Consider the following 23,333-nt stretch of genomic DNA (forward strand, 5'->3'; position numbering starts at 1 on the left):
CGGGCCGTCCCCGCGGCGCCTTGGGCGACGCTCTGGCAGGGTGCGCGGCGGCCTCGCCGCCCGTATATAGAGAGCCGCGGCGGGGGTCGCAAAAGGATTCTCGGGCGCGTGGCGTCCGCGGCGAAGGAGGCGCGCATGTCGCGAACGGATCGGCCCTTGCGGCGCATCGCCGTCATCGGAGCGGGGGCGTGGGGCACGGCGCTGGCCATCGCGGCCGCGCGCGCGGGGTCCGAGGCGCTGCTCGTCCCGCGCTCGGCCGAGCATGCGCGGCGCATCGAGGCCGAGCGCCGCAACGAGGCGCGCCTGCCCGGCATCGTCCTGCCCGATGCGGTTCATGCCGAGGCCGACCCGGCCGCCGCGCTGGCCTGGGCCGACGCCGCCGCGCTGGCGACGCCCTCGCAGGCGATGCGCGCAAGCTGCGCGCGCCTTGCGCCGGTCTGCCCGCCCGACCTGCCGCTGGCGATCTGCGCCAAGGGCGTCGAGGCCGGTTCGGGCCTGCTCATGTCCGAGGTCGTCGCCGAGGCCCTGCCCGGGCGGCCGCTGGCGGCGCTGTCGGGGCCCAGCTTCGCCGACGAGGTGGCGCGCGATCTGCCCACCGCGGTCGTCGTCGCCGCGCGTTCGCGCGCCCTGGCCGAAAGCGTGGCGCGGGCCTTCGCCTCGGCCCGGTTCCGCCCCTATGTCTCGACCGATCTTCTCGGCGTCGAGATCGGCGGCGCGGCCAAGAACGTGGTCGCCATCGCCTGCGGCGCCGCCCAGGGCCTGGGCTACGGGCTGAACACCCGCGCGGCGTTGATCACCCGCGGCCTCGCCGAGATCCGCGCGCTGGGGGCGGCGATGGGCGCCGATCCCGAGACGCTGACCGGGTTGTCGGGGCTGGGCGATCTGACGCTGACCTGCTCGTCCGAACAGTCGCGCAACTTCGCCTTCGGCGTCGCGCTGGCGCGCGCGGCGGCCGAGGGGCGCGCGGCCGCGCCCGCGCCGGGCGGGCCGGTGGTCGAGGGCGTGGTCAACGCGCGTTCGGTCACCGCCCTGGCCCGCCGCCACGGCGTCGAGATGCCCATCTGCGAGGCCGTGCGCGCGGTGGTCGAGGGGCGCGAAAGCCTCGACTCGGCGATCCTTGCCCTGCTGGCGCGCCCGCTCAAGGCCGAGACGGCGCGCTGACGCGCCGGCCCCTGTCCGGCGCGTCCCGGGCGGAGCCCGTCAGATGGCGCCCTGCGGCAGGCCGGCATAGCGGTCGGCCGCCGCGTCAAGCGCCGCCGCCAGCGCATCGCGCGCCGCGCTCAGCCCGTCCGCCCCCGCGCCGCTCGCGGCAAGCGCGCGCGCGGCGGCCTCGAAATCGGGCCACAGCTCTTCGGCGCGGGCCAGCGCGGCGCGCGCGCCCTCGGGCGGGGGGGCGATGCCCAGCATGGGCGCGCCCTCGCGCAGCGCCGCATGGCTGGCCGCGAAAAGCTGCGCATCCTGGTCGATGCCGCGGGCCGCTTCCTGCGCCTGGCGCAGTTCAAGCGCCGCAAGGGCCGCCTCGCGGGCGATTCGCTCGACCAGCAGGGACTGGCGCGTGACGACGTCCATCCGCACCGCCGCGCCGACCGAGCGCGCTGCGGCGCCATGCGCGTCGCGGATCGCGGCGAAGGCGGCGGCGGCGTGGGCCTCGAACGATTCGGCGTTTCGAAGGACGGCGTCGAACGCTTCGCCGGTCAGCGCCCCCGTCTCGGCGGCAAGCTCGGCCGCTTCGCCGCCGACGCGCCCGACGGCTTCGGCGGTGGCCAGCGCCTGGCGCGCGCGGAAATCCTTCTCGGCGGCGAAGCCGAGCGATTCGTCTCCGTCGCGCAGGCGCCGCGCGGCGCCGAGGAAGGCGGCCCAGCAGTCGCGCATGTGCGCCAAGGCCGGCGCATCCGCGCCCGACAGCCGCGCCATGCAGGCGGCGGCGGGCAGACGCGGCGCCAGCGCGCGCAGCTTCCCGGCCAGACGGATGCGCGCCAGCGCCGGATCCGCGGCGGCGGCGCCCCCCCGCGCGGGGGCGAGCAGGGCCGCGCCGGCAAGGGTCAGCAGCGCGCGGCGCGAAAGCGCCGCCGGGGCCTCGGCGGGGATGGCGCCGCGGATGATGGTGCGGGGTCGGGAAAGCTGGTTCATGGCACGCGAACTCCGGTGTTCATCACGATGCTTGGCCGCAGGAGGCGGCGGAGCCGGACCCTAGGAGGGCTTCTTGTGCGGTGCAAGATGGGCGCGAGCGCGATGCTCGGCCCGCCTGCGCGCGCGGGCGCAGCGGCCGCGTCGCGCGCCGCAGCGCCCGGGCCGCGCGCGGCGGCGCAAGGCCGAGCGGCCCGCCCGCGATCAGCATGGCCGCGTCCTTGAGCGCGCCCAGCGTCGAGCTGCGCGCCGGCATCGCCAGATAGCGCGGCCGCCAGTCCGTCGCGAACTTCGCCTTGAAGTTGCGCAGGCCGGCGAAGTTGTAGAACGCGCCGCCATGGCGGTAGATGATCGCGCCGAGGCGGTTCCACAGATGCCCGCCGCGCCGGCCGTCGAGCCCGGCCAGCGGCGCCATGCCGAGGCTGAGCTCGCGCATGCCGCGGGCCTTGCAGGCCTCGATGAGCTCGACGAACAGCAGATCCATCACCCGCCGTCCGCAGGCGCGGTGGCGCATCAGGTCGACCGCCGCGCGCGCGCCCCCCGCCGGCGCGAGAAGGCTGGCGAAGGCGACGAGGCGGCCGTTCTCGCTCAGGGTCAGAACGGGTTGGCGCGACAGGCGACGGCGGTCGAAGGCGCCGACCGAGAAGCGTTTCTCGCGCCCGCCCTTGCTCGCCAGCCATTCGCGCGAAACGTCCTCGAGCGCATCGAGAAGCGCGGGCGCATGGGGCGGCAGGTGCAGCTCGGCCGCAAGGCCCTCGCGCCGCAGCTTGCTGCAGGCGTTGCGCAGGGTTCTGTGGCGGCGGCCCGACAGGCTCCAGTCGGGGAGGCTGACCAGCGCCTCTTCTCCGATCTTGCGAACGCGCATGCCCCGGTCGATCCAGTGCGCCAGAAGCCGGTCGGAGGTTTCGTAGAAGACGGGCCGGGCGCCGGCGGCGCGCGCCGCGTCGCAGAAGGCGTCGATGAGGGCGGGCAGGGACGTCTCGGGGCCGACCGGGTCGGCATAGGCGATCCACGAACGCCCCTGCGGCGCGAACATGATGAAGGCGTCCTCGTCCGGCGAGAAGAACAACGCCTTGTCGGCGGACATCGCCATCTCGGCCTCGGGCGGGCCGTGGCGGTCGATGATGGCCGCGGCGGCGGCGAGGGCGTCCGCGTCGGGCGCGCGCATCGCGGCGGGAGCGGGGCCCAGCGCGCGCCAGACCGCGGCCAGCGCCAGCGCCGCGCTGGCGGCAAGGGCGAGGCCGGGCGGGGCGTCGGCCGAGCCGCTGCGCGCGGCCAGCGCGGCGAAGAGCGCCGCCGCGCCGGCGGTGGCGGCGAGACGGGCGATTCGCCGCGGCGAGGCGGCGGCCGCGGCCAGCCTGGCCGGCCGGTCGAATGCCGGGCGCAGCGGCGCGAGGATGGCGGCCGCGGACGCCACCGCCGCCGCCGTCACGCCGTCGCCCGCGGCCGCCGCCGCCGCCGCGCCGCAGATCGCGGCCCCGGCGGCCAGCGGCGGCGCGCCGGCCACGCGCCGCGACAGCCCGCCGATCAGCATGAGCAGCGCCGCGCCGCACACCGCCGAGATGCGCGCCGCCGTCGCCTTGGGCTCGTCCGCCCAGGGCAGCAGCGCCAGCGCGGCGCCGCAGATCAGGGCGGCGCCCGCGCTCAGCGGACCGGCGGCGGGCATGGCGGCGGCTCTGGCGCGGGCGATCAGCGCGGGAATGCGTCGATGCGCGTCAAGGCCGAGCGCTCCGAGCCCCGCCGCGCTCAGGGCGAAGGGGATCAGGAAATAGATCAGCCGGTGGAGCGCCAGGGCGGCGGCCAGCGCCTCGATCGGGGCGTCGGCGGCGAGCGACGCGGCGATCACCGCCTCGAACACCCCAAGTCCGCCGGGCACGTTGCTGATCACCCCCGCCATGGTCGCGACGCAGAACACCGCCAGAAAGCGCCCGAAGCCGGGCGCCGCTTCGGGCGGCAGCAGGGCGTGAAGGGCCAACGCGGCAAAGGCCAGATCCGCCAGCGTCACCGCCAGCTGTCCCGCGATCATGCGGGGGCCGGGCGCGGGCGGGCGAAGCTTGCCAAGGCGCAGCGGCGCGCGCCGCCGCGCGGTCAGGAGCAGCGCCGCGGCCGCCGTCAGCGCCGCCGCGGCCGCCCCGGCGCGCACTGTTTCGGGCGGCCATGGCGCCGCGGGGCCAAGCGCGTCTGGCGCCAGCAACAGCGCGCCGAGGCCGATCGCCGCCATGCCCAGGAAGAATGACAGCGCCGCAAAGCCCGCCACCGCGGCCGCATCCGCCGCGCCAAGCCCCCATCGCCGGTAGAGCCGCCAGCGCACCGCCGCGCCCGTCAGCGCCCCGAAGCCCAGCGTGTTGCCGATCGCGAAGGCGGCCAGCGCGCCGGCGGCCGCGCGCCGCGCCGCAAGCGGCCGGCCCAGCCATCTGAGCGCCGCCAGATCGTAGCCGATCAGCACGGCGTATCCGGCCATGGTCGCGGCGGCCGCCAGCGCCAGGCTTTGGGGCGGCGTCGCGCGCAGCGCCGCCGAAAGCTTGTGCGGATCGACCTCGCGCAGCGCCGCGGCAAGCGCCGCCGCGGCCGCCGCCGTCAGCGCCACGCCCAGCGCCGCCGCCGCGGCCCCGCGCCGCGCGTCGCGTCCGATCCCGACGCCGCGCCGCTCCTCGGCGGCGATCGCCCCTTGTCCGGCCATGCCCTCCCCCCTCGGCAATCATCCCCACGGCCGGGGCGCGAATCGCCGCGCCGGCGGCCCCTGCCGGGGGCACACTGACGGGCCGAGGTTGCGAAACGCTTGTCGAACGCGAAAACGCCCGGCGGCCGGGGCCGTCGGGCGTGTTTTCGGCGCAAGGGAAAGGCGGCTTACTTGATCTTGCCTTCCTTGTATTCGACGTGCTTGCGCGCGACGGGGTCGTATTTGCGCACGACCATCTTCTCGGTCATGGTGCGCGAGTTCTTCTTCGTCACATAGAAGTGGCCCGTGCCCGCGCTGGAGTTCAGGCGGATCTTGACGGTGGTGGGCTTCGCCATGGCTCAGGTCTCCTTGCGGGCGGTCCCGCGTCGTGTGAGGGGCGCTTGCGCAAGACGGCCCCGTTGAATCCGGAACCCGCTTCATACACCTCGGCGCATCCAAGTCAAGGCGCGCCCCTCGCCCGCGCGCGCCACGCGGCGAAAAGGGCGTATCCGCCCGCCGCGCCGCCCAGCGTCCACAGCAGACCGTCCGGGCCCGCGGCATCCATCGCCTGGCCCATCAGCGGCGGGGCGATCAGCGCGCCGAAGCCGTAGGCCATCATCACCGCGCCGGTGGCGCCGGCCAGCGCGTCGCCCCGATAGCGCGCCCCCAGCTCGGCCAGCGACACGGTGTAGAGCGCCACCGCCACGCCCCCCAGCAGCGCCGCCCACATCATCACCGCCCAGACCCGGCCCACGCTCAGCCCCATCAGCGCCGCCGCCGTGGCCGAGATCGCCGCCGCGCCGACCAGCAGCGCGCGCCGGTCGAAGCGGTCGGCCGCCCAGCCCAGAGGCAGCTGCAGCGCCACGTTGCCCAGCGCCAGCATCGCCGAGACGCGCAGCGCCGCGTCCTGGTCCATGCCCGACCCGAGCGCCCATACGGGCATGAGCGCAAAGCCGCCGAACTCGATCATCCCGAACAGCGCCACCGCCAGCATCAGCGACGGGTCCGTGCGCATGCGCAAGAGCACGGGCGGCGGCTTGGCCGGGCCCGCGCTGAGCGAGGCCGGCGCCGCGCGCCAGGCCCAAAGCACCGGCGCCCCCGCCGCAAGCGAGGCGCCCGCCGCCGCCAGGAAAGGCGCCCAGCCCTCGACGCCGACCAGGCTCAGCGTCAGCGGGCCGGCCAGGAATCCCAGCGACAGACACAGCGCGTAAACGCCGATCAGCCAGCCGCGCCGCTCGGGCGGGGCGACGGCCACGATCCACAGCTCGGAGGCGAAGAAGACCGCCGTCGCCGCCAGGCCGTGCAGCCCCCGCAGCGCCGTCCACCAGCCGAAGCCCGACAGCGGCTTGAACAGCAGCAGCGTCGCCGCCAGCGTCACGCACGCGCCCAGCAGCAGCGGCGCCGCGCCGACCGCCCGCAGCGCGCGCGGCATGACCAGCCCGCCCGCGAGCATCGCCGCGGCGGGGGCGGCGGCGTTGAGCCCGATCTCGAGCCCGCTCGCCCCCGCGCGTTCGAGCAGCAACGCGATCAGCGGATGGGTCATCGACAGGCCGAAGCCCGCGATCGAAACGGTGGCGATCGCCGCGGTCAGACCCGCGCCCTGTCCGGTCATCGCGCGCCGCTCCTCGTCGCCGCCCGCGGCCCGGCGCGTCAGAGCGCGTCGAACCAGGAGCGGTCCTCGTCATGATGGAAGAACGGCGCGGGGCGGTCCTTGTCGGGATCCTCGGCAAGGATCTCCTCGACCTCGGCCAGCACCACCTCGGTGATGAGCGGCAGCTCCAGCCGCCGCGCCTCGGCCAGCGTCAGCCAGCGCAGATGGCTCAGCTCGCCGCAGCCCTCGAGCGCGTCGGGGTCCGAATGCAGCGCCGCCGCGTCGGCGAGGAAGAAGCGCGCGTCGAAACGCTTGGGCCGCGAGGGCGGCGTGACGGCGCGGAAGATGAAGCGCAGCGAATCGACCGCCGGAACCAGGCCCAGCTCGTAGAACGCCCGCCAGCTTGCCGGCGCGCCCCGGGCAAGCTGCGCCGCGCGCGGGTCGGGCCGCCCCAGCGCCAGGCCGGTTTCCTCGAAGGTCTCGCGAATCGCGGCCATGGCCAGAGGCAGCGCCAGCCCCTCGGGCGCGGCCTTGGACAGGCGCGCGGCGCAGGCCGGACGCAGCGCGGGCAGCAGCTCGGCGGCGGCGTGCGCGTCCTCGGGGTCGAGCGCGCCGCCGGGAAAGACGAATTTCGACGGCATGAAGCTGGCGCCGGCGCCGCGCTGACCCATCAGCACGCGCGGCGCATCCGCGTCGCGGCGCGCCAGGATCAGCGTCGCCGCGTCGCGCGGAACCGGCGCGGGTTTGCGGGGACGATCCTCGCGGCCGCGGCCGGGGGTGTCGTTGCTCGTGCTTGCGCGCGCCTCGTCGGGGCGGGGGGCCTGGTCGGACATGATTGCTCTCCTGCCCGGCGACTATGGCGTCGGCGCGCGGGGCTGTCCAGCGGCCGCGGCCTCAGCGCGCGGCGGTCTCGAACCCGCCCATGCGGTGCGCCCACTGATAGGCGACCACCATGCCCTTCACCCGCGGCAGCAGCGCCAGCGTCAGCGCCAGCGCCAGCAGCGGCCACAGCGTCCAGTGCACCCACAGCGGCGGGTCCCACAGGTCGTAGACGGTCAGCATGGCCGGGGCGATGATGTGGCCCACGATCAGGATCGTGCCCCAGGCGGGCATGTCGTCGGCGCGGTGGTGAAACAGCTCGGCCCCGCAGACGACGCAGCGGTCGCGCACGGTCAGGTAGCCGTCCATCATGCCGCCGCCCCCGCAGTTGGGGCATTGGCGCCGCCAGCCGCGCTTGAGGGCGAGGCCGAGCGGGCGCGGCGCGGGGGGCGCGGGATCGTCGGATGTGCGTTCGGTGCTCATGCGCTCCAATGTGGACCTTTCCGCGCGGCGGCGCCAAGCGGCCCGACGCCTCGCGGCGCCGTGTCGCAGCCGCGCCGCGGGCGCGCGGGCGATCGGGCCGCGACGCCGCTTGCGCGCGCCGCGCCGGACTCGCGGCCGCCGGATCGCCGCCCGATCGCCGCCGCCTCGGCCGCCGCCGCGCTTGCGTGGCCGCGCCCGCCCGGTTCGGCCCCGTTCGGCCCGGTTCGGCCCGATTCGGCCTGCGGCTTCCCGGCGCTCGCACGGTGGGCGCCGCGGAGCGGGGCGCGAAAAAAATCGACGCCGCGCGACGGAACCCGCCCTGGCGGCCGTTGAAGCTGCGTCCCCTGGTCGGCAAGGCGCGCCGCGCGCCGCCCCTGGGACGGCAACGACATGACAAGGAGACGCGCGTGATGAACGCATCGAAACTCTCGGGACTGAGAACCGCCGCCTTCGCCGCCGCCGCCCTGGCCGCGCTGGGCGCCGCCGGCATGGCGGCCGCGCAGGCCATGGGGCCGGGCGACGGGCCCCGCCATGGCCCCGAGCGCATCTTCGAGCGCCACGACGCCAACGGCGACGGCAAGATCGACCGCGCCGAGATGGCCGCCGGGCCCCTCGGCGCCTTCGCCGCCATCGACGCCGACGGCGACGGCAAGGTCACGGCCAAGGAGCTTGTCGCGCGCATGGAGGCGCTGCGCGCCGAGCGCATGGCGCGCAAGGCCGCGGGCATGGTCTCGCGCATGGACAAGGACGGCGACGGCGCCCTCTCCGAGCAGGAGCTGGCCGCCGCCGACGCCGACAAGGCCGCGCGCCGGGCGATGATGTTCGACATGCTCGACGCGAATGACGACGGCGTCGTCACCAGGGAAGAGGCCGCCGAGCGCATGAAGCTGATGCGCGAGCACCACGCGCGCATGCATGGCGGCGACGGTCCGCGACACGGCCACGGTCCGCGCGGCGGCGAAGGTCCGCGCGACGGTCATGGACCCGAGCATGGTCCCAAGCGCATGATGGAATGCGAGTGATCTGACCGGGCCTCGCCCGCGGCCGTTGCGGCGGCCGCGGGCTCGAACGGAAAGGACGGCGCGGGACGCATGGCCATGCCGCTTGACGCCCAGAGCGCGCGCGAAGCCCCGGCCGAGGCGGGCGCGCCCGAAGAGGACGACGCGCTGATGGCGCGCTTCGCCGCCGGCGACCGGCGCGCCGCGCAGCTGCTGACCGAGCGGCTCGCCCCGCGCGCGCTGGCGGTGGCCATGCGCATGCTCGCCGACCGGCACGAGGCCGAGGACGTGACGCAGGAGGCCTTCCTGCGGCTCTGGCGTCAGGCGCCGAGCTGGCGCGCGGGGCAGGCGGCGCCGGGCACATGGCTGCACCGGGTGGTCGCCAATCTGTGCATCGACCGCCTGCGCCGCCGCGCGCGCATCAGCGACGCGCCCCCGCCCGATCGCGAGGATGAGGGGCCTTCGGCGCTCGAGCGCATCTCGGCCCGGCAAGAGGCCGCGCGCCTGCGCGCCGAGATCGACGCCTTGCCCGACCGCCAGCGCGCCGCCTTGACCATGCGCCATTTCGCCGAGATGTCGAACCCCGAGATCGCCGAGCGCCTTGGCATCAGCGTCGAGGCGGTCGAAAGCCTTCTGGCCCGCGCCCGGCGCCGCCTTGCGCAGCGCCTGGCAGCGCCCGCCGGCGGCGCGCGTGCGCCGGCAGATGAAAGGAGACGGCCATGAGCCCCAACGATCCGGTCCGCGCGCCCATGACCCTTGCGCAGTTCGAGGATCTGGCGCTGCGCCACGGCCCCGACCTTGACGACTGGCCCGCCGCGGCGCGGCCGGGCGCGCTGGCGCTGCTCGAGGCATCGGCCGAGGCGCGGGCGGTGCAGGCCGGAGCGGCCGCGCTGTGGCGTGCGCTCGACGCTCTGGCCGCCGAAGCCGAGGCGCCCTCGCCCGGGCTGAGCGCGCGCATCCTGGCCGCGGCCGAGGCGCAGGCCGGCGCCGCGCCGCCCGAGGCCGCGCGCCCCCCGCGCCCCCCTGCGGCCGAGGCGCGGCGGGGCAGGGCGGGGGCGCGCCGCCTCCTCGGGGCGGCGCGCCGGGCGCTGACGGGCGCCGCCGGCGCGGGCGCGGCGATGGCCGCCAGCCTGATGCTGGGCGCATGGCTGGGCTATGCGGCGCTGCCCGCGGGCGCGAACATGGCCGCGCTTTCGACCGCGTTCCCGGCCGCGGCGGGTCTAGAGACCGACGCCGGCGCCGACCTTCTGTCCCAGCCGCTTTTCGCCGAGATCGACGCCGAACTTGAACAGGACGCACGCTGACATGGCCCAAGACAAGCACGACCTCGACCCGACCGAAGCGCCGCGCGGCGAGGCGCCCGCGCCCCCCGCGCGCCGCTGGGGGCCGGCGCGCTGGGCGCTGGCGGCGTCGCTGTGCCTGAACCTTCTGTTCATCGGCGCGGCGGCGGGGCTGGCGCTGCGCCTGCATGGCCATCCCCATGACCAGGCCGCGCCCGCCGGCTTCGACCGCTTCACCCTGCGCCGGGTGATGCGCATGATGCCCGAGGACGAGCGCGCGCGCGCCCATGAGCTGATGCGCGCCCATCGCGACGAGCTGCGCGCGGCGCGCGATCGGCGCGACGCGGCGCGCGCGCAGCTGGCGCGGGCCCTGGCGGCCGAGCCCTTCTCGGCCGACGCGCTGCGCGCGGCCCTGCGCGCGGCGCGCGAGGCCGAGCGCAGCATGCGCGACGTCGCCGACGACGCCTTCGTCGCCTTCGCCGCCACCCTTTCGCCCGAGGCCCGCCGGCGCATCGCCGAAGAGCTGCGCCGTCCGCCGCCCCATTCGGGGCCGCGCCCCCGCGCCGACCGTGAATGATGTCTCAAAAATCAATAAATGGGCTTGAAACATCCATTCGGATGTCCAAGATATGCATCGCCTCTGCAAGAGCGAGTCGCCATGATCACCGCCGCACAGATGCGCGCCGCCAGGGCGCTGCTTGGAATGGACCAGAAGACTCTGGCCGAGCTGTCGGGCCTGTCGGTTCCGACCATCCAGCGCATGGAGGCCAGCGAGGGCGTCGTGCGCGGTTCGGCCAACAGTCTGACGCGGGTGATCGAGGCGTTCGAGCTTGCGGGGGTCGAGCTGATCGGCGAGGGGGCGGCAAGCCCTGCGGGCGGGCGCGGCGTGCGCCTCAGATCCTCTTGCGCCCCGGCTCGGAACGAAACCGACGCGACGGCGACCGCCCAGTGCTGACGGACGATCCTGCCGCGGCCTGATCCAAGGCGCCGCCAGACATGAACCGCATTCCAGCCTCTGCGCCCGAAACGCCAAGCTTCGCCGATCTTTACACGCCCAAGCTCGTGACCGTCCTGCGCGAAGGCTACGGCCTTGGCCATCTGCGCGCCGACGCCGTGGCGGGCCTGACCGTGGCCATCGTGGCGCTGCCGCTGTCCATGGCCATCGCCATCGCCTCGGGCGCGACTCCGGCGCAGGGGCTGTGGACGGCCATCGTCGGCGGGTTTCTGGTGTCGCTGCTGGGCGGCTCGCGCTTTCAGATCGGCGGGCCGGCGGGCGCCTTCATCGTGCTGGTCTCGGCGACGGTCGCGCAGCACGGGATGGACGGCCTGATCCTGGCCACCTTCCTGTCGGGGATCATCCTGCTGGCGGTGGGGCTTCTGCGGCTGGGGGCCTTCGTCAAGTTCATTCCCTTCCCGGTGACGGTGGGCTTCACCTCGGGCATCGCGGTCATCATCTTCGCCAGCCAGCTGCGCGAGCTTCTGGGGATGAACCTGACGCACGAGCCGGGGCCGCTGCTCGAGAAGATCCCCGCGCTGTGGGCCGCGCGCGACACGATCACGCCGCAGGCCGCGGCGCTGTCGGCGGCGACGGCGGGCGCGATCCTTGCGCTGCGGCGCTGGCGGCCCCATTGGCCGGGAATGCTGATCGCGGCGGCGGCCGCGGCGGCGGCGGTCGCGGCGCTGGATCTGCCGGTGCAGACCATCGGTACGCGCTTCGGCGGCATTCCCTCGTCGCTGCCGGCGCCGAAGCTGCCCGACCTCTCGCCGGCCAGGGTGATCGAGATGCTGCCCGCCGCGGCCTCCTTCGCCATGCTTGGCGCGATCGAGTCGCTGCTCTCGGCGGTGGTGGCCGACGGCATGACCGGGCGGCGGCACCGCTCGAACTGCGAGCTGGTCGCCCAGGGCGTGGCGAACATGGGCTCGGCCCTGTTCGGCGGCATCTGCGTGACCGGGACCATCGCGCGCACCGCCACGAATGTGCGCGCCGGCGCCCATGGGCCGGTGTCGGGCATGCTGCACGCGCTGTTCCTGCTGCTGTTCGTGCTGGTCGCGGCGCCGCTGGCCTCTTACGTGCCGCTGGCGGCGCTGGCGGGCATCCTGGCGGTCGTGGCCTGGAACATGATCGAGCGCCCGGCCATCGCCGCGCTGGCGCGCTCGGGCGCGGGCGAGACGATGGTGCTGGCGCTGACCTTCCTGCTGACCGTCTTCCGCGACCTGACCGAGGCGATCGTGGCGGGGGTGGCGCTGGGCTCGGTGCTGTTCATCCACCGCATGAGCCGCATGACCGCCATCGCCGCCGAAACCCCGCTGGTTCCGCAGGACATGCCCGACGATGCCGAGCCCCGCCGCCCCTATGACGAGGCCGCCGCCGCGGACCCCGACGTGGTGGTCTACCGCATCCGCGGCGTGCTGTTCTTCGGCGCGGCGGCCTCGATCGCCTCGGTGCTGGACCGCATCCAGGACACGCATCGGGCGCTCATCATCGATTTCTCCGAGGCGCCGATGCTCGATTCCACCGGCGCCAGCATGATCGAGGGGCTGGCGCGCAAGATGCACCGGCGCGGCGTGACGCTGTGGCTGACCGGCGCGCGGCGCGACATCCGCCGGGTGCTGCTGGCCCATGGCCTGCGGCGGCCCGAGGCGCGCTACGCCCCCGCGGTCGAGGACGCGCTGCGCGCCATCCGCGCCGAGCGCGCGCGCGAGCGCGCCCCCGCGCCCGAAGCGGCGCAGGCCTGAGCGCGCGGACGGCGCGGCGGGATTTATGCGAAAAATTCGTGTGGTTTCTTCCCTGATCGCTTGCTTTGCGCTAGGTTGTCGCGTGCAACGATCAGGAGAGCCGAAGTGAAGGAAACCGTCGCTCCCGCCGCGCCGCGCCCCGGCGCCCTGGGCGCCCATGCGGGCTGGACGGGGCGCTTCGCCGGACTGGCGCGGCTGAGCCCGACGCTGCGCCGCAAGCTCGAGGACGCCGCGCGCCTGCGCCGCTTCGCCGCCGGCGAGCGCGTCTTCGGCCCCGGCGAGAAGCCGCGCGGCATGCTGTTCCTGCTGTCGGGCGCGGTGCGCGTGCACCAGACCTCGCCCGGCGGGCGCGAGATCGTGCTCTACCGCGTCGCGGCGGGGGAAAGCTGCGTGATGACCGCCGCCTGCCTGTTCGCCGAGCAAAGCTATCATGGCGAGGGCGTGGCCGAGACCGACGTGGTCGCCGCCGAGGCGCCGCGCGCCACCTTCGAGGCGCTTCTGGCCGATTCGCCCGAGTTCCGCGACTTCGTCTTCGCCGCCTACTCGCACCGCATGATCGAGCTGTTCCGCGTGGTCGAGGACGTGGTCTTCGGGCGCATGGACCTGCGCATCGCCGAGCGCCTGTGCCAGCTGGCCGACGAGGAGGGCGTCGCGCGCGTCACCCATCAGGACCTTGCGGCCGAGCTGGGCACCGCGCGCGAGGTGGTCTCGCGCCAGCTGGCCGAGTTCCAGCGCCGCGGCTGGATCGAGCAGGGGCGCGGGCGCGTGCGCCTCGCCGACCGCGCGGCGCTGGCGCGCTTCGCCGCCTCGGCCTGAGGGCGGGGGCGGGAAAATCGCGCGTTGTGTGACCTAGTCACTGAAGGCGGCGCGCGGCGTCTCCATATGTTTCTCACGCAAACCGTCCAGGAGGATGAGGACATGACCAGGAACGTTGGAACCATCGACCGCGCGATCCGCGCCCTGATCGGGCTGGCGGCGCTCTGGCTCGCCTTCGCCTCGGACTGGGCGCCGGCGCGCGAGGGCGCGGGCTTCTGGCTGGCGGCGATCGTCGGCGTCGTGATGCTGGCCACCGCCGCCGTCAGCATGTGCCCGCTCTACCGCATTCTCGGCATCCGCACCTGCAAGGAGTGCTGACGCCGCCCCGCGACGGATCAGGAGACAGGCCATGAACGAGATGAACCAGCAGCAGCGCATGGACGCGCACAACGCCCGCATGAGCGAAGAGATCGCCCGCCCGATCGCGGGCTATCCGGTGAACATGCAGGTCCGCCCCGAGGTCGAGGGCTTCTATGACGAGGCCACGGCCACCATCAGCTACATCGTCAAGGACCCGACCTCGAACGCCTGCGCGGTGATCGACAGCGTGATGGACATCGACTACGCCGCCGGGCGCATCACCTTCGATCACGCCGACATGCTCATCGCCCGCATCCGCGAGCGCGGGCTCGAGCTGCAGTGGATCATCGAGACCCACGCCCATGCCGACCACCTGTCGGCCGCGCCCTACATCCAGCAGAAGCTGGGCGGCAAGATCGGCATCGGCGAGAACATCAGGATCGTGCAGGAGGTCTTCGGCAAGATCTTCAACGAGGGCACCGAGTTCCAGCGCGACGGCAGCCAGTTCGACGCCCTGTTCAAGGACGGCGAAACCTACATGATTGGCAACATGCAGGCCTTCGCCATGCACACGCCGGGCCACACGCCCGCCTGCATGACGCATGTGATCGGCGACGCGGCCTTCGTGGGCGACACGCTGTTCATGCCCGACGGCGGCTCGGCGCGCGCCGACTTCCCCGGCGGCGACGCGGGCATGCTCTACGACTCGATCATGAAGGTGCTCAGCCTGCCGGACGAGATGCGCCTGTTCATGTGCCACGACTACAAGCCCGGCGGCCGCGAGGTGAAGTGGGAGACCACCGTCGCCGAGGAAAAGGCCCACAACATCCATGTCGGCGGCGGGCGCACGCGCGAAGAGTTCGTCAAGCTGCGAACCGAGCGCGACAAGACGCTGTCCATGCCGACGCTGATCATCCCCTCGATCCAGGTGAACATCCGCGCCGGCCGCATCCCGCGCGACAAGGACGGCAACGAGATGCTCAAGGTGCCGATCAACAAGCTCTGAGCGCGGCTTGCCGAACGCGTTGCGCAGCAGCTCCGGCGCGCCCCCGAACGGGGCGCGCCGCGTGGGAGGAAGGGGTTTCGTCATGGACGCCAGGAAACTTGACGCGCGCCTGTCGGTCGCGCCGCAGATCGCGCCCGAGGAGGTCGCGGATCTGGCCGCGCGGGGCTATCGCGCCATCATCTGCAACCGCCCCGATGGCGAGGGGCCCGACCAGCCCGCCTTCGCCGAGGTCGAGGCCGCCGCGCGCGCGGCCGGCGTCGAGGCGCGCCATCTGCCCGTGGTCTCGGGCGCGGTGCGCGACGAGGACGCCGAGGCCTTCGCCCGGGCGCTGAACGAGCTGCCCGGGCCGATCCTGGCCTATTGCCGCACGGGCACGCGGTCGGCCACGCTCTGGGCGCTGGCCCAGGCCCGCGAGGGCGCGCGCCCGCTGCCCGACATCCTCGCCGCCGCCAAGGCCGCCGGCTACGACCTGTCCGGCGTCGCCCGGCGCCTGGCCAATGGCGGGCGCCTGCCGCGCCCCGAAGCCGGCGACGAGCGCCACGACGTGCTGATCGTCGGCGCGGGGGCGGGCGGCGTCGCGGTCGCGGCCAGCCTCAAGCGCCGCCGGCCCGATCTGGACGTGGCGATCATCGACCCGGCCGACGTGCACTACTACCAGCCGGGCTGGACGCTGGTGGGCGGCGGCGTGTTCGCGCCGCGCCAGACGGTCATGCCCATGGCGCAGGTCATTCCCGACGGGGTGCGCTGGATCAAGGCCGCCGTCGCCGCCTTCGAGCCCGAGAACGACGCCGTGGTTCTGGACGGGTGCAAGGTGGTGCGCTACGGGCGGCTGATCGTGGCGCCGGGGCTGCGCCTGGCGTGGGAGAAGATCGCCGGCCTGCCCGAGACGCTGGGCCGCAACGGCGTGACCTCGAACTACCGCTTCGACCTCGCCCCCTACACCTGGGAGCTGGTGCGCGGCCTGCGCTCGGGGCGCGCGATCTTCACCCAGCCGCCCATGCCCATCAAATGCGCCGGCGCGCCGCAGAAGGCGATGTATCTGTCCGCCGATCACTGGCTGCGGCAGGGCGTGCTCAAGGACATCGAGGTGCATTTCAACAATGCGGGCGGCGTGCTGTTCGGCGTCAAGGACTACGTCCCCGCGCTGATGGAGTACGTGAAGCGCTACGACGCCCGGCTGAACTTCTTCCACAACCTGATCGCCGTGGACGGCCCCGCGCGCAAGGCGGTGTTCGAGGTGCGCGAGCCCGACAAGGAGCCGCGCCAGGTCGAGATGGAGTTCGACATGATGCACGTCACGCCGCCGCAGGTCGCGCCGGATTTCGTGCGCGTCTCGCCCCTTGCGGACGAGGCGGGGTGGGTGGACGTGGACCCGGCCACGCTGCGCCACAAGCGATACGAGAACATCTGGTCGCTTGGCGACGTGATGAACGCGCCCAACGCCAAGACCGCCGCCGCCGCGCGCAAGCAGGCGCCCGTGGTGGCCGAGAACGTGATCGCCGACATCGACGGCAAGGCGCCGGTCGCCACCTATGACGGCTACGGCTCGTGCCCGCTGACGGTCGAGCGGGGCAAGATCGTGCTGGCCGAGTTCGGCTATGGCGGCGCGCTCAAGCCCAGCTTCCCGAAATTCGTCATCGACGGCACGCGCCCCTCGCGGCTGGCCTGGCTGCTGAAGGAAAAGCTCCTGCCGCCGATCTACTGGAAGGCGATGCTGCGCGGGCGCGAGTGGCTTGCCGCGCCCGAGCCGGCGCCGGCCGCGGGCGCGTGAGGGGCGGCGCCCAACCGGATGACCGCGCCGGACGCGGCGGGCGGCCGGCGCGGCGCAACGGCCTCGCCGCTGCGGGCGCGGGCGCGACGGGACGAAAGACATGACCAAGCTGGCAAGGTTCCTGCCGATCCTGGACTGGGGGCGGCGCTACGATCGCACGACCTTCTCCAACGACGCGGTCGCGGCGGTGATCGTGACCATCATGCTGGTGCCGCAATCGCTGGCCTATGCGCTGCTGGCGGGGCTGCCGCCCGAGGCGGGCATCTACGCCTCGATCGCGCCGATCGTGCTTTACGCCATCTTCGGCACCAGCCAGGCGCTGGCCGTGGGGCCGGTGGCGGTGGTCTCGCTGATGACGGCGACGGCGGTCGGCCAGGTCGCCGAGCAGGGCACGGCCGGCTACGCGGCGGCGGCGCTGACGCTGGCCTTCCTGTCCGGCGCCTTCCTTCTGGCGCTGGGCGCGCTGCGGCTGGGCTGGCTGGCGAATTTCCTGAGCCACCCGGTCATCGCCGGGTTCATCACCGCCTCGGGCGTGCTGATCGCGACCAGCCAGCTCAAGCACATCCTGGGCGTGCAGGCCGGCGGGCACAACCTGATCGAGATGGTCGGCTCGCTGATCGCGCATCTTGGCCAGGTCAACGCGCCCACCCTCGTCATCGGCGCCGGGGCGACGGCGTTCCTGTTCTGGGTGCGCAAGGGGCTCAAGCCGCTGCTGCTGCGGGCGGGATTGCCGCCGCTGGCCGCCGACATCCTGTCCAAGGCCGGGCCGGTGGCGGCGGTGGCGGTGACCGCCGCGATCACGGCGCTGCTCGACCTTGGCGCCGCGGGGGTGGCGATCGTGGGGCAGGTGCCGCAGGGGCTGCCGCCGCTGACCATGCCCGATTTCGCGCCCGATCTGGTGGCGCAGCTGGCGCTTCCGGCCGTGCTGATCTCGATCATCGGCTTCGTCGAGTCGATCTCGGTCGCCCAGACCCTGGCGGCCAAGCGGCGCCAGCGCATCGACCCCGATCAGGAGCTGATCGGCCTGGGCGCGGCCAATCTGGGCGCGGCCTTCACGGGCGGCTATCCGGTGACGGGCGGCTTCGCGCGCTCGGTGGTGAATTTCGACGCGGGCGCGCAGACGCCGGCGGCGGGCGCGTTCACGGCCGGCGGGCTGCTGATGGCCTCGCTGTTCCTGACGCCGCTGATCCACGACCTGCCCAAGGCGACGCTGGCGGCGACGATCATCGTCGCGGTGCTGGGGCTGGTTGACCTGTCGATCCTGCGGCGCACCTGGCGCTACAGCCGCGCCGATTTCGCCGCCGTGGCCGCGACCATCGCGCTGACGCTGCTGGCGGGGGTCGAGACGGGCGTGGCCTCGGGGGTGGCGCTGTCGGTGGCGCTGCACCTTTACAAGACCGCCCGGCCCCATGTGGCCGAGGTGGGGCTGGTGCCCGGCACGCAGCATTTCCGCAACGTTCGCCGCCACAAGGTCGAGACGGCGCCGAACCTGCTGACGCTGCGCGTGGACGAGAGCCTGTATTTCGTCAACGCCCGCTTTCTCGAGGACATGGTCCTTTCGCGCGTCGGCGAGGGCGGGGCGGTCAGCGACGTCGTGCTGATGATGTCGGCGGTGAACGAGATCGACTTCTCGGCGCTCGAGACGCTCGAAGAGCTCAACCGCCGGCTGCGCGACATGGGCGTGCGGCTGCACCTGTCCGAGGTCAAGGGGCCGGTGATGGACCGCCTGCGCCGAAGCCATTTCCTTGACGAGCTGACGGGAAAGGTTTTCCTGTCGCAATGGGATGCGTGGCGCGAGCTGGCCCGCCCCGCCCAAGGGGGCGCGCGCGCCGCGCGCTGAAGGGGCGGGCGGCGGGTCCGGCCCGCGCCGGGTGCCCAGGGGCGCGGGCGACGGCGAAAGCGGGGGCGATTTGGGCGAACCGATCGGGCGAGACGGCGGCGCGGGCGCGCCTGCGCCCCCTGGGCGCGGGCGGCTGCGCGCGGCGCTGGCGCTGGCGCGCGGCGTGGCCGAGGACGTCGCGCGCAAGCAGCTGAGCCTGGTCGCCGCCGGCGTGGCGTTCTACGGCATGCTTGCGCTTTTTCCCGCGCTGACCGCCTTCGCGGCGATCTGGGGGCTGTTCGCCGATCCGGCGGCGGTGCGCGATCAGCTTGACGCGCTGGGGCCCGTTCTGCCCGACGACGTGCGGCGGATGCTGTCGGCGCAGCTGGTCGCGGCCGCCCGCGCCAAGGACGAGACCGCGGGCTGGGCCGGCGCGCTGTCGCTGGCGCTGTCGCTGTGGTCGGCGCGGGCGGGGACGGGCGCGGTCATCAAGGCGCTCAACGCCGTGCACGAGGCGCCCTCGCGCGGGGGGGTGGGCCATTACCTGGCCGCGCTGGGGCTGACCGCGGCGCTGATCGTGCTGGGCGTGCTGGCGTTGACGGCGATCGTGATCGCGCCGCTGGCGCTGGCGCTTCTGCCGCTGGGACCGGCGGCGGCGCTGGCGGCCGAGGCGGCGCGCTGGGCGCTGGCGGCGGCGGTGATGACGGCGGGCGTCGGGCTGACCTATCGCTTCGGGCCGAACCGGCGTGGGCGGCGGCTGCCCTGGATCACCTGGGGCGCGGCGGCGGCGATCTTGCTGTGGATCGCGGCGTCGGCGGGCTTTTCGCTCTATCTGTCGCAATTCGGCGCCTATGGGCGCATCTACGGCGCGCTGGGCGCGGTCGTGGCCATGCTGATGTGGCTTTATCTGTCGGCCTTCGCGCTTCTTCTGGGGGCGGCGATCGACGCCCGGCTCGAGCGCATCCGCGCGCCCAGGCCTTGACCGCGCCCGGGGTTCGCCCGGGGTTTGACGGCGCCGCCGCGCCGGGCCATGCTCGGCGCCGAGCCCTCTTCGTCGCCGGAGCCGGTCATGACCGAGATGTTCGACGCCGCGGCGCGCAGCGCCGTCTTCTTCGACGAGACGCACCGGATCATTCGCGATCAGCTGCGCCGCTTCGTCGAGCAAGAGATCAAGCCGCATGCCGAGGCCTGGGAGCGCGAGGGCGCGACCCCGCGCGAGGTTCTGCGCCGCATGGGCGAGCTGGGCTTTCTCGGCCTGCGCTATCCCGAGCGCTTCGGCGGCGCGGGGCTGGGCGCGACGGCCTCGGTCGTCCTGGCCGAGGAGCTGGGCCGGAGCGGATTCGGCGGCGTCGCCATCACGGTTCTGGTGCACACCGACATGGCGGGCGTGCACATCCTCAACGCCGGGGACGAGGCGCAGCAGGCGCGCTGGCTGCCCGACATCGTGAGCGGGCGCCGGATCGCCGCCATCGCCGTCACCGAGCCCGGCGCCGGCTCGGACGTCAAGGCGCTGGCCACGCGGGCGCGGCGCGACGGCGAGGACTGGGTGATCGACGGCGAGAAGATCTTCATCACCAACGGCGTGCGCGGCGACCTCGTCATCGTGGCCGCGCGCACAGAAGGGGCGCCGCCGTCCAGCGCCGGCGTCTCGATGCTGGTGGTCGAGCGGGGCGCGCCGGGGCTGACGGTGGCGCGCGCGCTCGACAAGCATGGCTGGCGTTCCTCGGACACGGCCGAGCTGCGCTTCGAGGGCTGCCGCGTGCCCGCGCGCAACCTGCTGGGGCAAGAGGGGCGCGGATTCTACGAGATCATGCGCAACTTCCAGAACGAGCGCCTCGTCCTTGCGGCCATGGCGATGGGCGAGGCGCAGGCGGCGCTGGCGTTGACGCTTGCGCATGTGCGCACGCGCCGGGCCTTCGGCGGCGCGCTGTGGGACAAGCAGGCCATCCGCCAGCGCCTGGCCATGCTGGCCGCGCGGGTCGAGGCGGCGCGGCACATGATCTATGCGCTGGCGCGCCGCATCGAGGCGGGCGAAGAGACGGTGCGCGAGGTGTCGATGCTCAAGGCCCTGTGCGGCGAGCTGGTCAACGACGTCATGCGCGACTGCGTGCAGTTCCACGGCGCCATGGGCTTCATGCGCGAAAGCGCGATCGAGCGCATGGCCCGCGACGCGCGCGTGCAGGCGATCGGCGGCGGCGCGACCGAGGTCATGCTCGAGGAGGTGGCCAAGCGCATGTGAGCGCCCCGACCGGATCCCGGGCGCCGGGCGGGCGCGCGGCGCATGGCGGCCCCGGGGCGCGCGGCCGGCGGGGGCTCTTGACTCGGGCCGCGCGCGAAGGGATAAGCGCGCTCTCGGCGGGCGCCTTCGGGCGCTCCGTCGGGCGTGTTTCACTCTCGCCCCTCGCGGGGCGCGCAGTCCGAAGGCCAGGGCCCGGCCCTGACGAAGTCCGCAAGGCGCCGCAGGACGCGGAAGACGAAAGGAAGACCGGCCATGTTCGCGGTCATCAAGACGGGCGGCAAGCAATACAAGGTCGCCAAGGACGACGTGTTCAACGTCGAGAAGATCGTCGCCGAGGAAGGCGCCGAGATCGAGTTCGACCAGGTGCTGATGCTGGGCGGCGAGGGCGAGCCCGTGGTCGGCGCGCCGCTGGTCGAGGGCGCGCGCGTGAAGGCCGAGGTGGTCGCCCAGACCCGCGGCCCGAAGGTCATCACCTTCAAGAAGCGCCGCCGCAAGCACTCTTCGGCCCGCAAGAAGGGCCACCGCCAGCATCTGACGCGCGTGCGGATCAAAGAGATCATCGCCAACTGAAGCCCGGACCGTAGGAGAAGAAGATGGCACACAAGAAGGCAGGCGGCTCGTCCCGCAACGGCCGCGACTCCGCCGGTCGTCGTCTCGGCGTCAAGAAGTTCGGCGGCCAGGCCGTCGTTCCCGGCAACATCATCGTGCGCCAGCGCGGCACCAAGATGTGGCCCGGCGCCAATGTCGGCATGGGCAAGGATCACACCCTGTTCGCCCTGGCCGAGGGCTCGGTGCGCTTCCACAAGGGCCTGAAGGGGCGCATGTTCGTCTCGGTGGCCCCGCGCGAGGAAGCCGCGGAGTAATCCGTCGCGAATCGCCGCGCGAGGATCGGGCCGGCGGCGCGACCGCCGGCCCTTTGCGTTCGCGGCCCGATGCGGGCGCAAGGGCAGGAGGCTGACATGACCGATCGATCGGCCCCCGACCAGATCCCCGGGCAGGTCCCCGGGCAGGTCTTCGCCGTCGGCGAGCGCCTGTCGCTGCGCGCGCCGCGCCGATCGGATGCGGGGCCCGTCTCGCTCTATCTGGGCGATGCGCGCGTGGCGCGGATGCTGCGCGCGACGCCCCATCCCTATCCGCCCGGCGCGGCCGAGGCGCTGATCGAGCGCGCCCTGTCGGGCCGCCGGGCGGGGCGGCTTCTGGCCATCGACGCCTCGGCCTCGGGCGGGCCCGAGCTGGCGGGGCTGGTCTATCTGGACCCGGCCGGGACCGACGCGCGCGGCCGGCCGGTCCACGAGGTCAGCTTCATGATCGGCCCGCCCTTCTGGAAGACCGGCTACGCGACCGAGGCGCTCGACCTTCTGGCCGAGCGGATCTTCGCCGAGGGGGCGGGCGCGCTCACGGCCACGGTCTTCGCCGACGATCCGGCCTCGGCGCGGCTTCTGACGGGGCTGGGCTTTCGCTGGCTGGGCGAGACCGAGGCCCCCTCGGCCGCGCGCGGCGGCCCCGCGCCCGCCTGGCGCTACCGGCTTTCGGCCGAGGACCGCGCCGCGCGGCTCGAACAGGACGCCAGGGCGCGCGCGGGCGGTTGACCGCGGCGCGCGCGCACCCCAAATCTGCCGCCGAAAGGGGCGATCCATGAAGTTTCTCGATCTGGCCAAGGTCTATATCCGCTCGGGCTCGGGCGGCCCGGGCTGCGTGTCGTTCCGGCGCGAGAAGTTCGTCGAATACGGCGGCCCCGACGGCGGCGACGGCGGCAAGGGCGGCGACGTCTGGGCCGAGGCGGTCGAGGGGCTGAACACCCTCATCGACTACCGCTACCAGCAGCACTTCCGCGCCAAGAACGGCGAGCACGGCATGGGCCGCCAGCGCACCGGCCGGGGCGGCGAGGACGTGGTGCTGAAGGTGCCGGTGGGCACCGAGATCCTCGACGAGGACCAGGAGACGGTCATCGCCGACCTGACCGCGCCGGGCCAGCGCGTGCTGCTGGCGCGGGGCGGCAACGGGGGCTTCGGCAACCTGCACTTCAAGTCCTCGACCAACCAGGCGCCGCGCCGCGCCAATCCGGGCCAGCCGGGGGTCGAGCGCACCATCTGGCTGCGGCTCAAGCTGATCGCCGATGCGGGGCTGGTGGGGCTGCCCAACGCCGGCAAGTCCACCTTCCTTGCGGCGACCTCGAACGCGCGGCCCAAGATCGCCGACTATCCCTTCACCACGCTGCACCCCAATCTGGGCGTGGTGGGCGTGGACGGGGCCGAGTTCGTGATGGCCGACATCCCCGGCCTGATCGAGGGCGCGCATGAGGGCAAGGGCATCGGCGACCGTTTCCTTGGCCATGTCGAGCGCTGCGCCGTGCTGCTGCATCTGGTGGACGGCACGGCGCAGGACCCGGCCGAGGACTACCGCATCGTGCGCGCCGAGCTGGAAAGCTACGGCCACGGCCTGGCGGACAAGCCCTCGGTGGTGGCGCTCAACAAGATCGACGCGCTGGACGAGGAGCTGTGCCGCATGCAGGCCGACGAGCTGCGCGCGGCGGGGGCCGAGCATGTGATGTTCTGCTCGGGGGCCACGGGGCGCGGCGTGACCGAGGTGCTGCGCGCGGTGCGCGCGGTGATCCTTCGCGCGCGCGAAGAGGCCGCCCGCGCCGAGGCCGGAGACGAGCCGTGGCAGCCGTGAGCGACGCGGCCTCGAA

The 23,333-nt window shown here is 74.0% G+C and carries 23 protein-coding genes and 1 pseudogene; 18 read left to right on the forward strand and 6 right to left on the reverse strand.

All coding sequences use genetic code 11. From position 1 onward, the window contains the following. Positions 1-135 precede the first annotated feature (135 nt). On the forward strand, positions 136-1,161 hold the full coding sequence (locus tag LY05_RS02545; protein ID WP_072746147.1) for an NAD(P)H-dependent glycerol-3-phosphate dehydrogenase: 1,026 nt from the start codon (positions 136-138) through the stop codon (positions 1,159-1,161). A gap of 39 nt (positions 1,162-1,200) precedes the next feature. Here the strand turns inward: LY05_RS02545 and LY05_RS02550 are convergent, their stop codons facing one another. From LY05_RS02550 to LY05_RS02575, 6 genes are all read right to left on the reverse strand, one after another. After that, positions 1,201-2,130, reverse strand: a complete 930-nt coding sequence (locus LY05_RS02550; protein ID WP_148921967.1) for a type IV pili methyl-accepting chemotaxis transducer N-terminal domain-containing protein — start codon at positions 2,128-2,130, stop codon at positions 1,201-1,203. A 22-nt stretch (positions 2,131-2,152) separates the two neighbouring features. Continuing rightward, complete coding sequence (mprF, locus tag LY05_RS02555; RefSeq protein ID WP_148921968.1) at positions 2,153-4,807, reverse strand: bifunctional lysylphosphatidylglycerol flippase/synthetase MprF; 2,655 nt, start codon at positions 4,805-4,807, stop codon at positions 2,153-2,155. A 167-nt stretch (positions 4,808-4,974) separates the two neighbouring features. Further along, on the reverse strand, positions 4,975-5,142 hold the full coding sequence (gene rpmG, locus LY05_RS02560) for a 50S ribosomal protein L33 (protein WP_072746144.1): 168 nt from the start codon (positions 5,140-5,142) through the stop codon (positions 4,975-4,977). A 104-nt stretch (positions 5,143-5,246) separates the two neighbouring features. Continuing rightward, positions 5,247-6,398, reverse strand: a complete 1,152-nt coding sequence (locus tag LY05_RS02565; RefSeq protein ID WP_148921969.1) for an MFS transporter — start codon at positions 6,396-6,398, stop codon at positions 5,247-5,249. A 38-nt stretch (positions 6,399-6,436) separates the two neighbouring features. Beyond that, positions 6,437-7,210: an NUDIX hydrolase gene (locus LY05_RS02570; RefSeq protein ID WP_083581121.1), complete on the reverse strand. Its 774-nt coding sequence runs from the start codon at positions 7,208-7,210 to the stop codon at positions 6,437-6,439. 61 nt (positions 7,211-7,271) lie between these two features. Next, positions 7,272-7,679, reverse strand: a complete 408-nt coding sequence (locus LY05_RS02575) for a DUF983 domain-containing protein (RefSeq protein WP_148921970.1) — start codon at positions 7,677-7,679, stop codon at positions 7,272-7,274. Positions 7,680-8,089: 410 nt separating this feature from the next. Here LY05_RS02575 and LY05_RS15080 point away from each other — a divergent pair, with 410 nt between their 5' ends. The 17 genes and pseudogenes from LY05_RS15080 to obgE all read left to right on the forward strand — a co-directional run bounded on the left by LY05_RS15080 (position 8,090) and on the right by obgE (position 23,317). Next, entirely contained in the window at positions 8,090-8,701 is a 612-nt protein-coding gene (locus LY05_RS15080; protein ID WP_170258762.1) for an EF-hand domain-containing protein, read from the forward strand. Between the two features lie 69 nt (positions 8,702-8,770). Next, positions 8,771-9,400 carry an RNA polymerase sigma factor gene (locus LY05_RS02585; RefSeq protein ID WP_211356263.1) on the forward strand — a complete coding sequence of 210 codons (630 nt, stop codon included), beginning with the start codon at positions 8,771-8,773 and terminating at the stop codon, positions 9,398-9,400. Next, positions 9,397-9,981: a hypothetical protein gene (locus LY05_RS02590; protein WP_072746142.1), complete on the forward strand. Its 585-nt coding sequence runs from the start codon at positions 9,397-9,399 to the stop codon at positions 9,979-9,981. The genes LY05_RS02585 and LY05_RS02590 overlap by 4 nt, the downstream gene beginning before the upstream one ends. Before the next feature lies 1 nt (position 9,982). Next, positions 9,983-10,534: a periplasmic heavy metal sensor gene (locus LY05_RS02595; RefSeq protein ID WP_148921972.1), complete on the forward strand. Its 552-nt coding sequence runs from the start codon at positions 9,983-9,985 to the stop codon at positions 10,532-10,534. A gap of 81 nt (positions 10,535-10,615) precedes the next feature. Continuing rightward, positions 10,616-10,912: a helix-turn-helix domain-containing protein gene (locus tag LY05_RS02600; protein WP_148921973.1), complete on the forward strand. Its 297-nt coding sequence runs from the start codon at positions 10,616-10,618 to the stop codon at positions 10,910-10,912. Positions 10,913-10,953: 41 nt separating this feature from the next. After that, on the forward strand, positions 10,954-12,693 hold the full coding sequence (locus LY05_RS02605) for a SulP family inorganic anion transporter (protein WP_148921974.1): 1,740 nt from the start codon (positions 10,954-10,956) through the stop codon (positions 12,691-12,693). 105 nt (positions 12,694-12,798) lie between these two features. Then, entirely contained in the window at positions 12,799-13,509 is a 711-nt protein-coding gene (locus LY05_RS02610; RefSeq protein ID WP_249041834.1) for a Crp/Fnr family transcriptional regulator, read from the forward strand. Between the two features lie 102 nt (positions 13,510-13,611). After that, positions 13,612-13,827, forward strand: coding sequence for a YgaP family membrane protein (locus LY05_RS02615; protein WP_072746545.1), 216 nt, complete (start codon positions 13,612-13,614; stop codon positions 13,825-13,827). Positions 13,828-13,930: 103 nt separating this feature from the next. After that, a complete protein-coding gene (locus LY05_RS02620) occupies positions 13,931-14,815 on the forward strand; it encodes an MBL fold metallo-hydrolase (RefSeq protein WP_148922025.1) in 885 nt (294 codons plus the stop codon). An 82-nt stretch (positions 14,816-14,897) separates the two neighbouring features. Beyond that, entirely contained in the window at positions 14,898-16,586 is a 1,689-nt protein-coding gene (locus LY05_RS02625) for a bifunctional protein tyrosine phosphatase family protein/NAD(P)/FAD-dependent oxidoreductase (protein WP_148921975.1), read from the forward strand. A gap of 100 nt (positions 16,587-16,686) precedes the next feature. Continuing rightward, on the forward strand, positions 16,687-18,426 hold the full coding sequence (locus LY05_RS02630; RefSeq protein WP_148921976.1) for a SulP family inorganic anion transporter: 1,740 nt from the start codon (positions 16,687-16,689) through the stop codon (positions 18,424-18,426). Positions 18,427-18,496: 70 nt separating this feature from the next. After that, positions 18,497-19,387, forward strand: coding sequence for a YihY/virulence factor BrkB family protein (locus tag LY05_RS02635; protein WP_170258764.1), 891 nt, complete (start codon positions 18,497-18,499; stop codon positions 19,385-19,387). An 87-nt stretch (positions 19,388-19,474) separates the two neighbouring features. Continuing rightward, positions 19,475-20,644 (forward strand): acyl-CoA dehydrogenase family protein, encoded by a 1,170-nt coding sequence (locus LY05_RS02640; RefSeq protein WP_072746137.1) that lies wholly within the window; start codon positions 19,475-19,477, stop codon positions 20,642-20,644. A gap of 252 nt (positions 20,645-20,896) precedes the next feature. After that, a pseudogene (gene rplU, locus LY05_RS02645) lies at positions 20,897-21,211 on the forward strand (50S ribosomal protein L21); the annotation flags it as partial. 26 nt (positions 21,212-21,237) lie between these two features. Next, the gene (rpmA, locus tag LY05_RS02650) at positions 21,238-21,507 is read left to right on the forward strand and encodes a 50S ribosomal protein L27 (RefSeq protein WP_072746135.1); all 270 of its coding nucleotides are present in this window, start codon (positions 21,238-21,240) and stop codon (positions 21,505-21,507) included. A 96-nt stretch (positions 21,508-21,603) separates the two neighbouring features. Next, on the forward strand, positions 21,604-22,233 hold the full coding sequence (locus LY05_RS02655; RefSeq protein ID WP_083581117.1) for a GNAT family N-acetyltransferase: 630 nt from the start codon (positions 21,604-21,606) through the stop codon (positions 22,231-22,233). Between the two features lie 46 nt (positions 22,234-22,279). Beyond that, on the forward strand, positions 22,280-23,317 hold the full coding sequence (gene obgE / locus LY05_RS02660) for a GTPase ObgE (protein WP_148921978.1): 1,038 nt from the start codon (positions 22,280-22,282) through the stop codon (positions 23,315-23,317). The last annotated feature ends 16 nt before the right edge of the window (positions 23,318-23,333 follow it).

It is taken from the genome of Oceanicella actignis, from assembly GCF_008124525.1.
Lineage (GTDB): Bacteria > Pseudomonadota > Alphaproteobacteria > Rhodobacterales > Rhodobacteraceae > Oceanicella > Oceanicella actignis.

Coding starts and splice junctions, on each gene's coding strand:
- LY05_RS02545 (WP_072746147.1), top strand. CDS start 136: ATGTCGCGAACGGATCGGCCCTTGCGGCGCATCGCCGTCATCGGAGCG.
- LY05_RS02550 (WP_148921967.1), bottom strand. CDS start 2,130: ATGAACCAGCTTTCCCGACCCCGCACCATCATCCGCGGCGCCATCCCC.
- mprF (WP_148921968.1), bottom strand. CDS start 4,807: ATGGCCGGACAAGGGGCGATCGCCGCCGAGGAGCGGCGCGGCGTCGGG.
- rpmG (WP_072746144.1), bottom strand. CDS start 5,142: ATGGCGAAGCCCACCACCGTCAAGATCCGCCTGAACTCCAGCGCGGGC.
- LY05_RS02565 (WP_148921969.1), bottom strand. CDS start 6,398: ATGACCGGACAGGGCGCGGGTCTGACCGCGGCGATCGCCACCGTTTCG.
- LY05_RS02570 (WP_083581121.1), bottom strand. CDS start 7,210: ATGTCCGACCAGGCCCCCCGCCCCGACGAGGCGCGCGCAAGCACGAGC.
- LY05_RS02575 (WP_148921970.1), bottom strand. CDS start 7,679: ATGAGCACCGAACGCACATCCGACGATCCCGCGCCCCCCGCGCCGCGC.
- LY05_RS15080 (WP_170258762.1), top strand. CDS start 8,090: ATGAACGCATCGAAACTCTCGGGACTGAGAACCGCCGCCTTCGCCGCC.
- LY05_RS02585 (WP_211356263.1), top strand. CDS start 8,771: ATGGCCATGCCGCTTGACGCCCAGAGCGCGCGCGAAGCCCCGGCCGAG.
- LY05_RS02590 (WP_072746142.1), top strand. CDS start 9,397: ATGAGCCCCAACGATCCGGTCCGCGCGCCCATGACCCTTGCGCAGTTC.
- LY05_RS02595 (WP_148921972.1), top strand. CDS start 9,983: ATGGCCCAAGACAAGCACGACCTCGACCCGACCGAAGCGCCGCGCGGC.
- LY05_RS02600 (WP_148921973.1), top strand. CDS start 10,616: ATGATCACCGCCGCACAGATGCGCGCCGCCAGGGCGCTGCTTGGAATG.
- LY05_RS02605 (WP_148921974.1), top strand. CDS start 10,954: ATGAACCGCATTCCAGCCTCTGCGCCCGAAACGCCAAGCTTCGCCGAT.
- LY05_RS02615 (WP_072746545.1), top strand. CDS start 13,612: ATGACCAGGAACGTTGGAACCATCGACCGCGCGATCCGCGCCCTGATC.
- LY05_RS02625 (WP_148921975.1), top strand. CDS start 14,898: ATGGACGCCAGGAAACTTGACGCGCGCCTGTCGGTCGCGCCGCAGATC.
- LY05_RS02630 (WP_148921976.1), top strand. CDS start 16,687: ATGACCAAGCTGGCAAGGTTCCTGCCGATCCTGGACTGGGGGCGGCGC.
- LY05_RS02640 (WP_072746137.1), top strand. CDS start 19,475: ATGACCGAGATGTTCGACGCCGCGGCGCGCAGCGCCGTCTTCTTCGAC.
- rpmA (WP_072746135.1), top strand. CDS start 21,238: ATGGCACACAAGAAGGCAGGCGGCTCGTCCCGCAACGGCCGCGACTCC.
- LY05_RS02655 (WP_083581117.1), top strand. CDS start 21,604: ATGACCGATCGATCGGCCCCCGACCAGATCCCCGGGCAGGTCCCCGGG.
- obgE (WP_148921978.1), top strand. CDS start 22,280: ATGAAGTTTCTCGATCTGGCCAAGGTCTATATCCGCTCGGGCTCGGGC.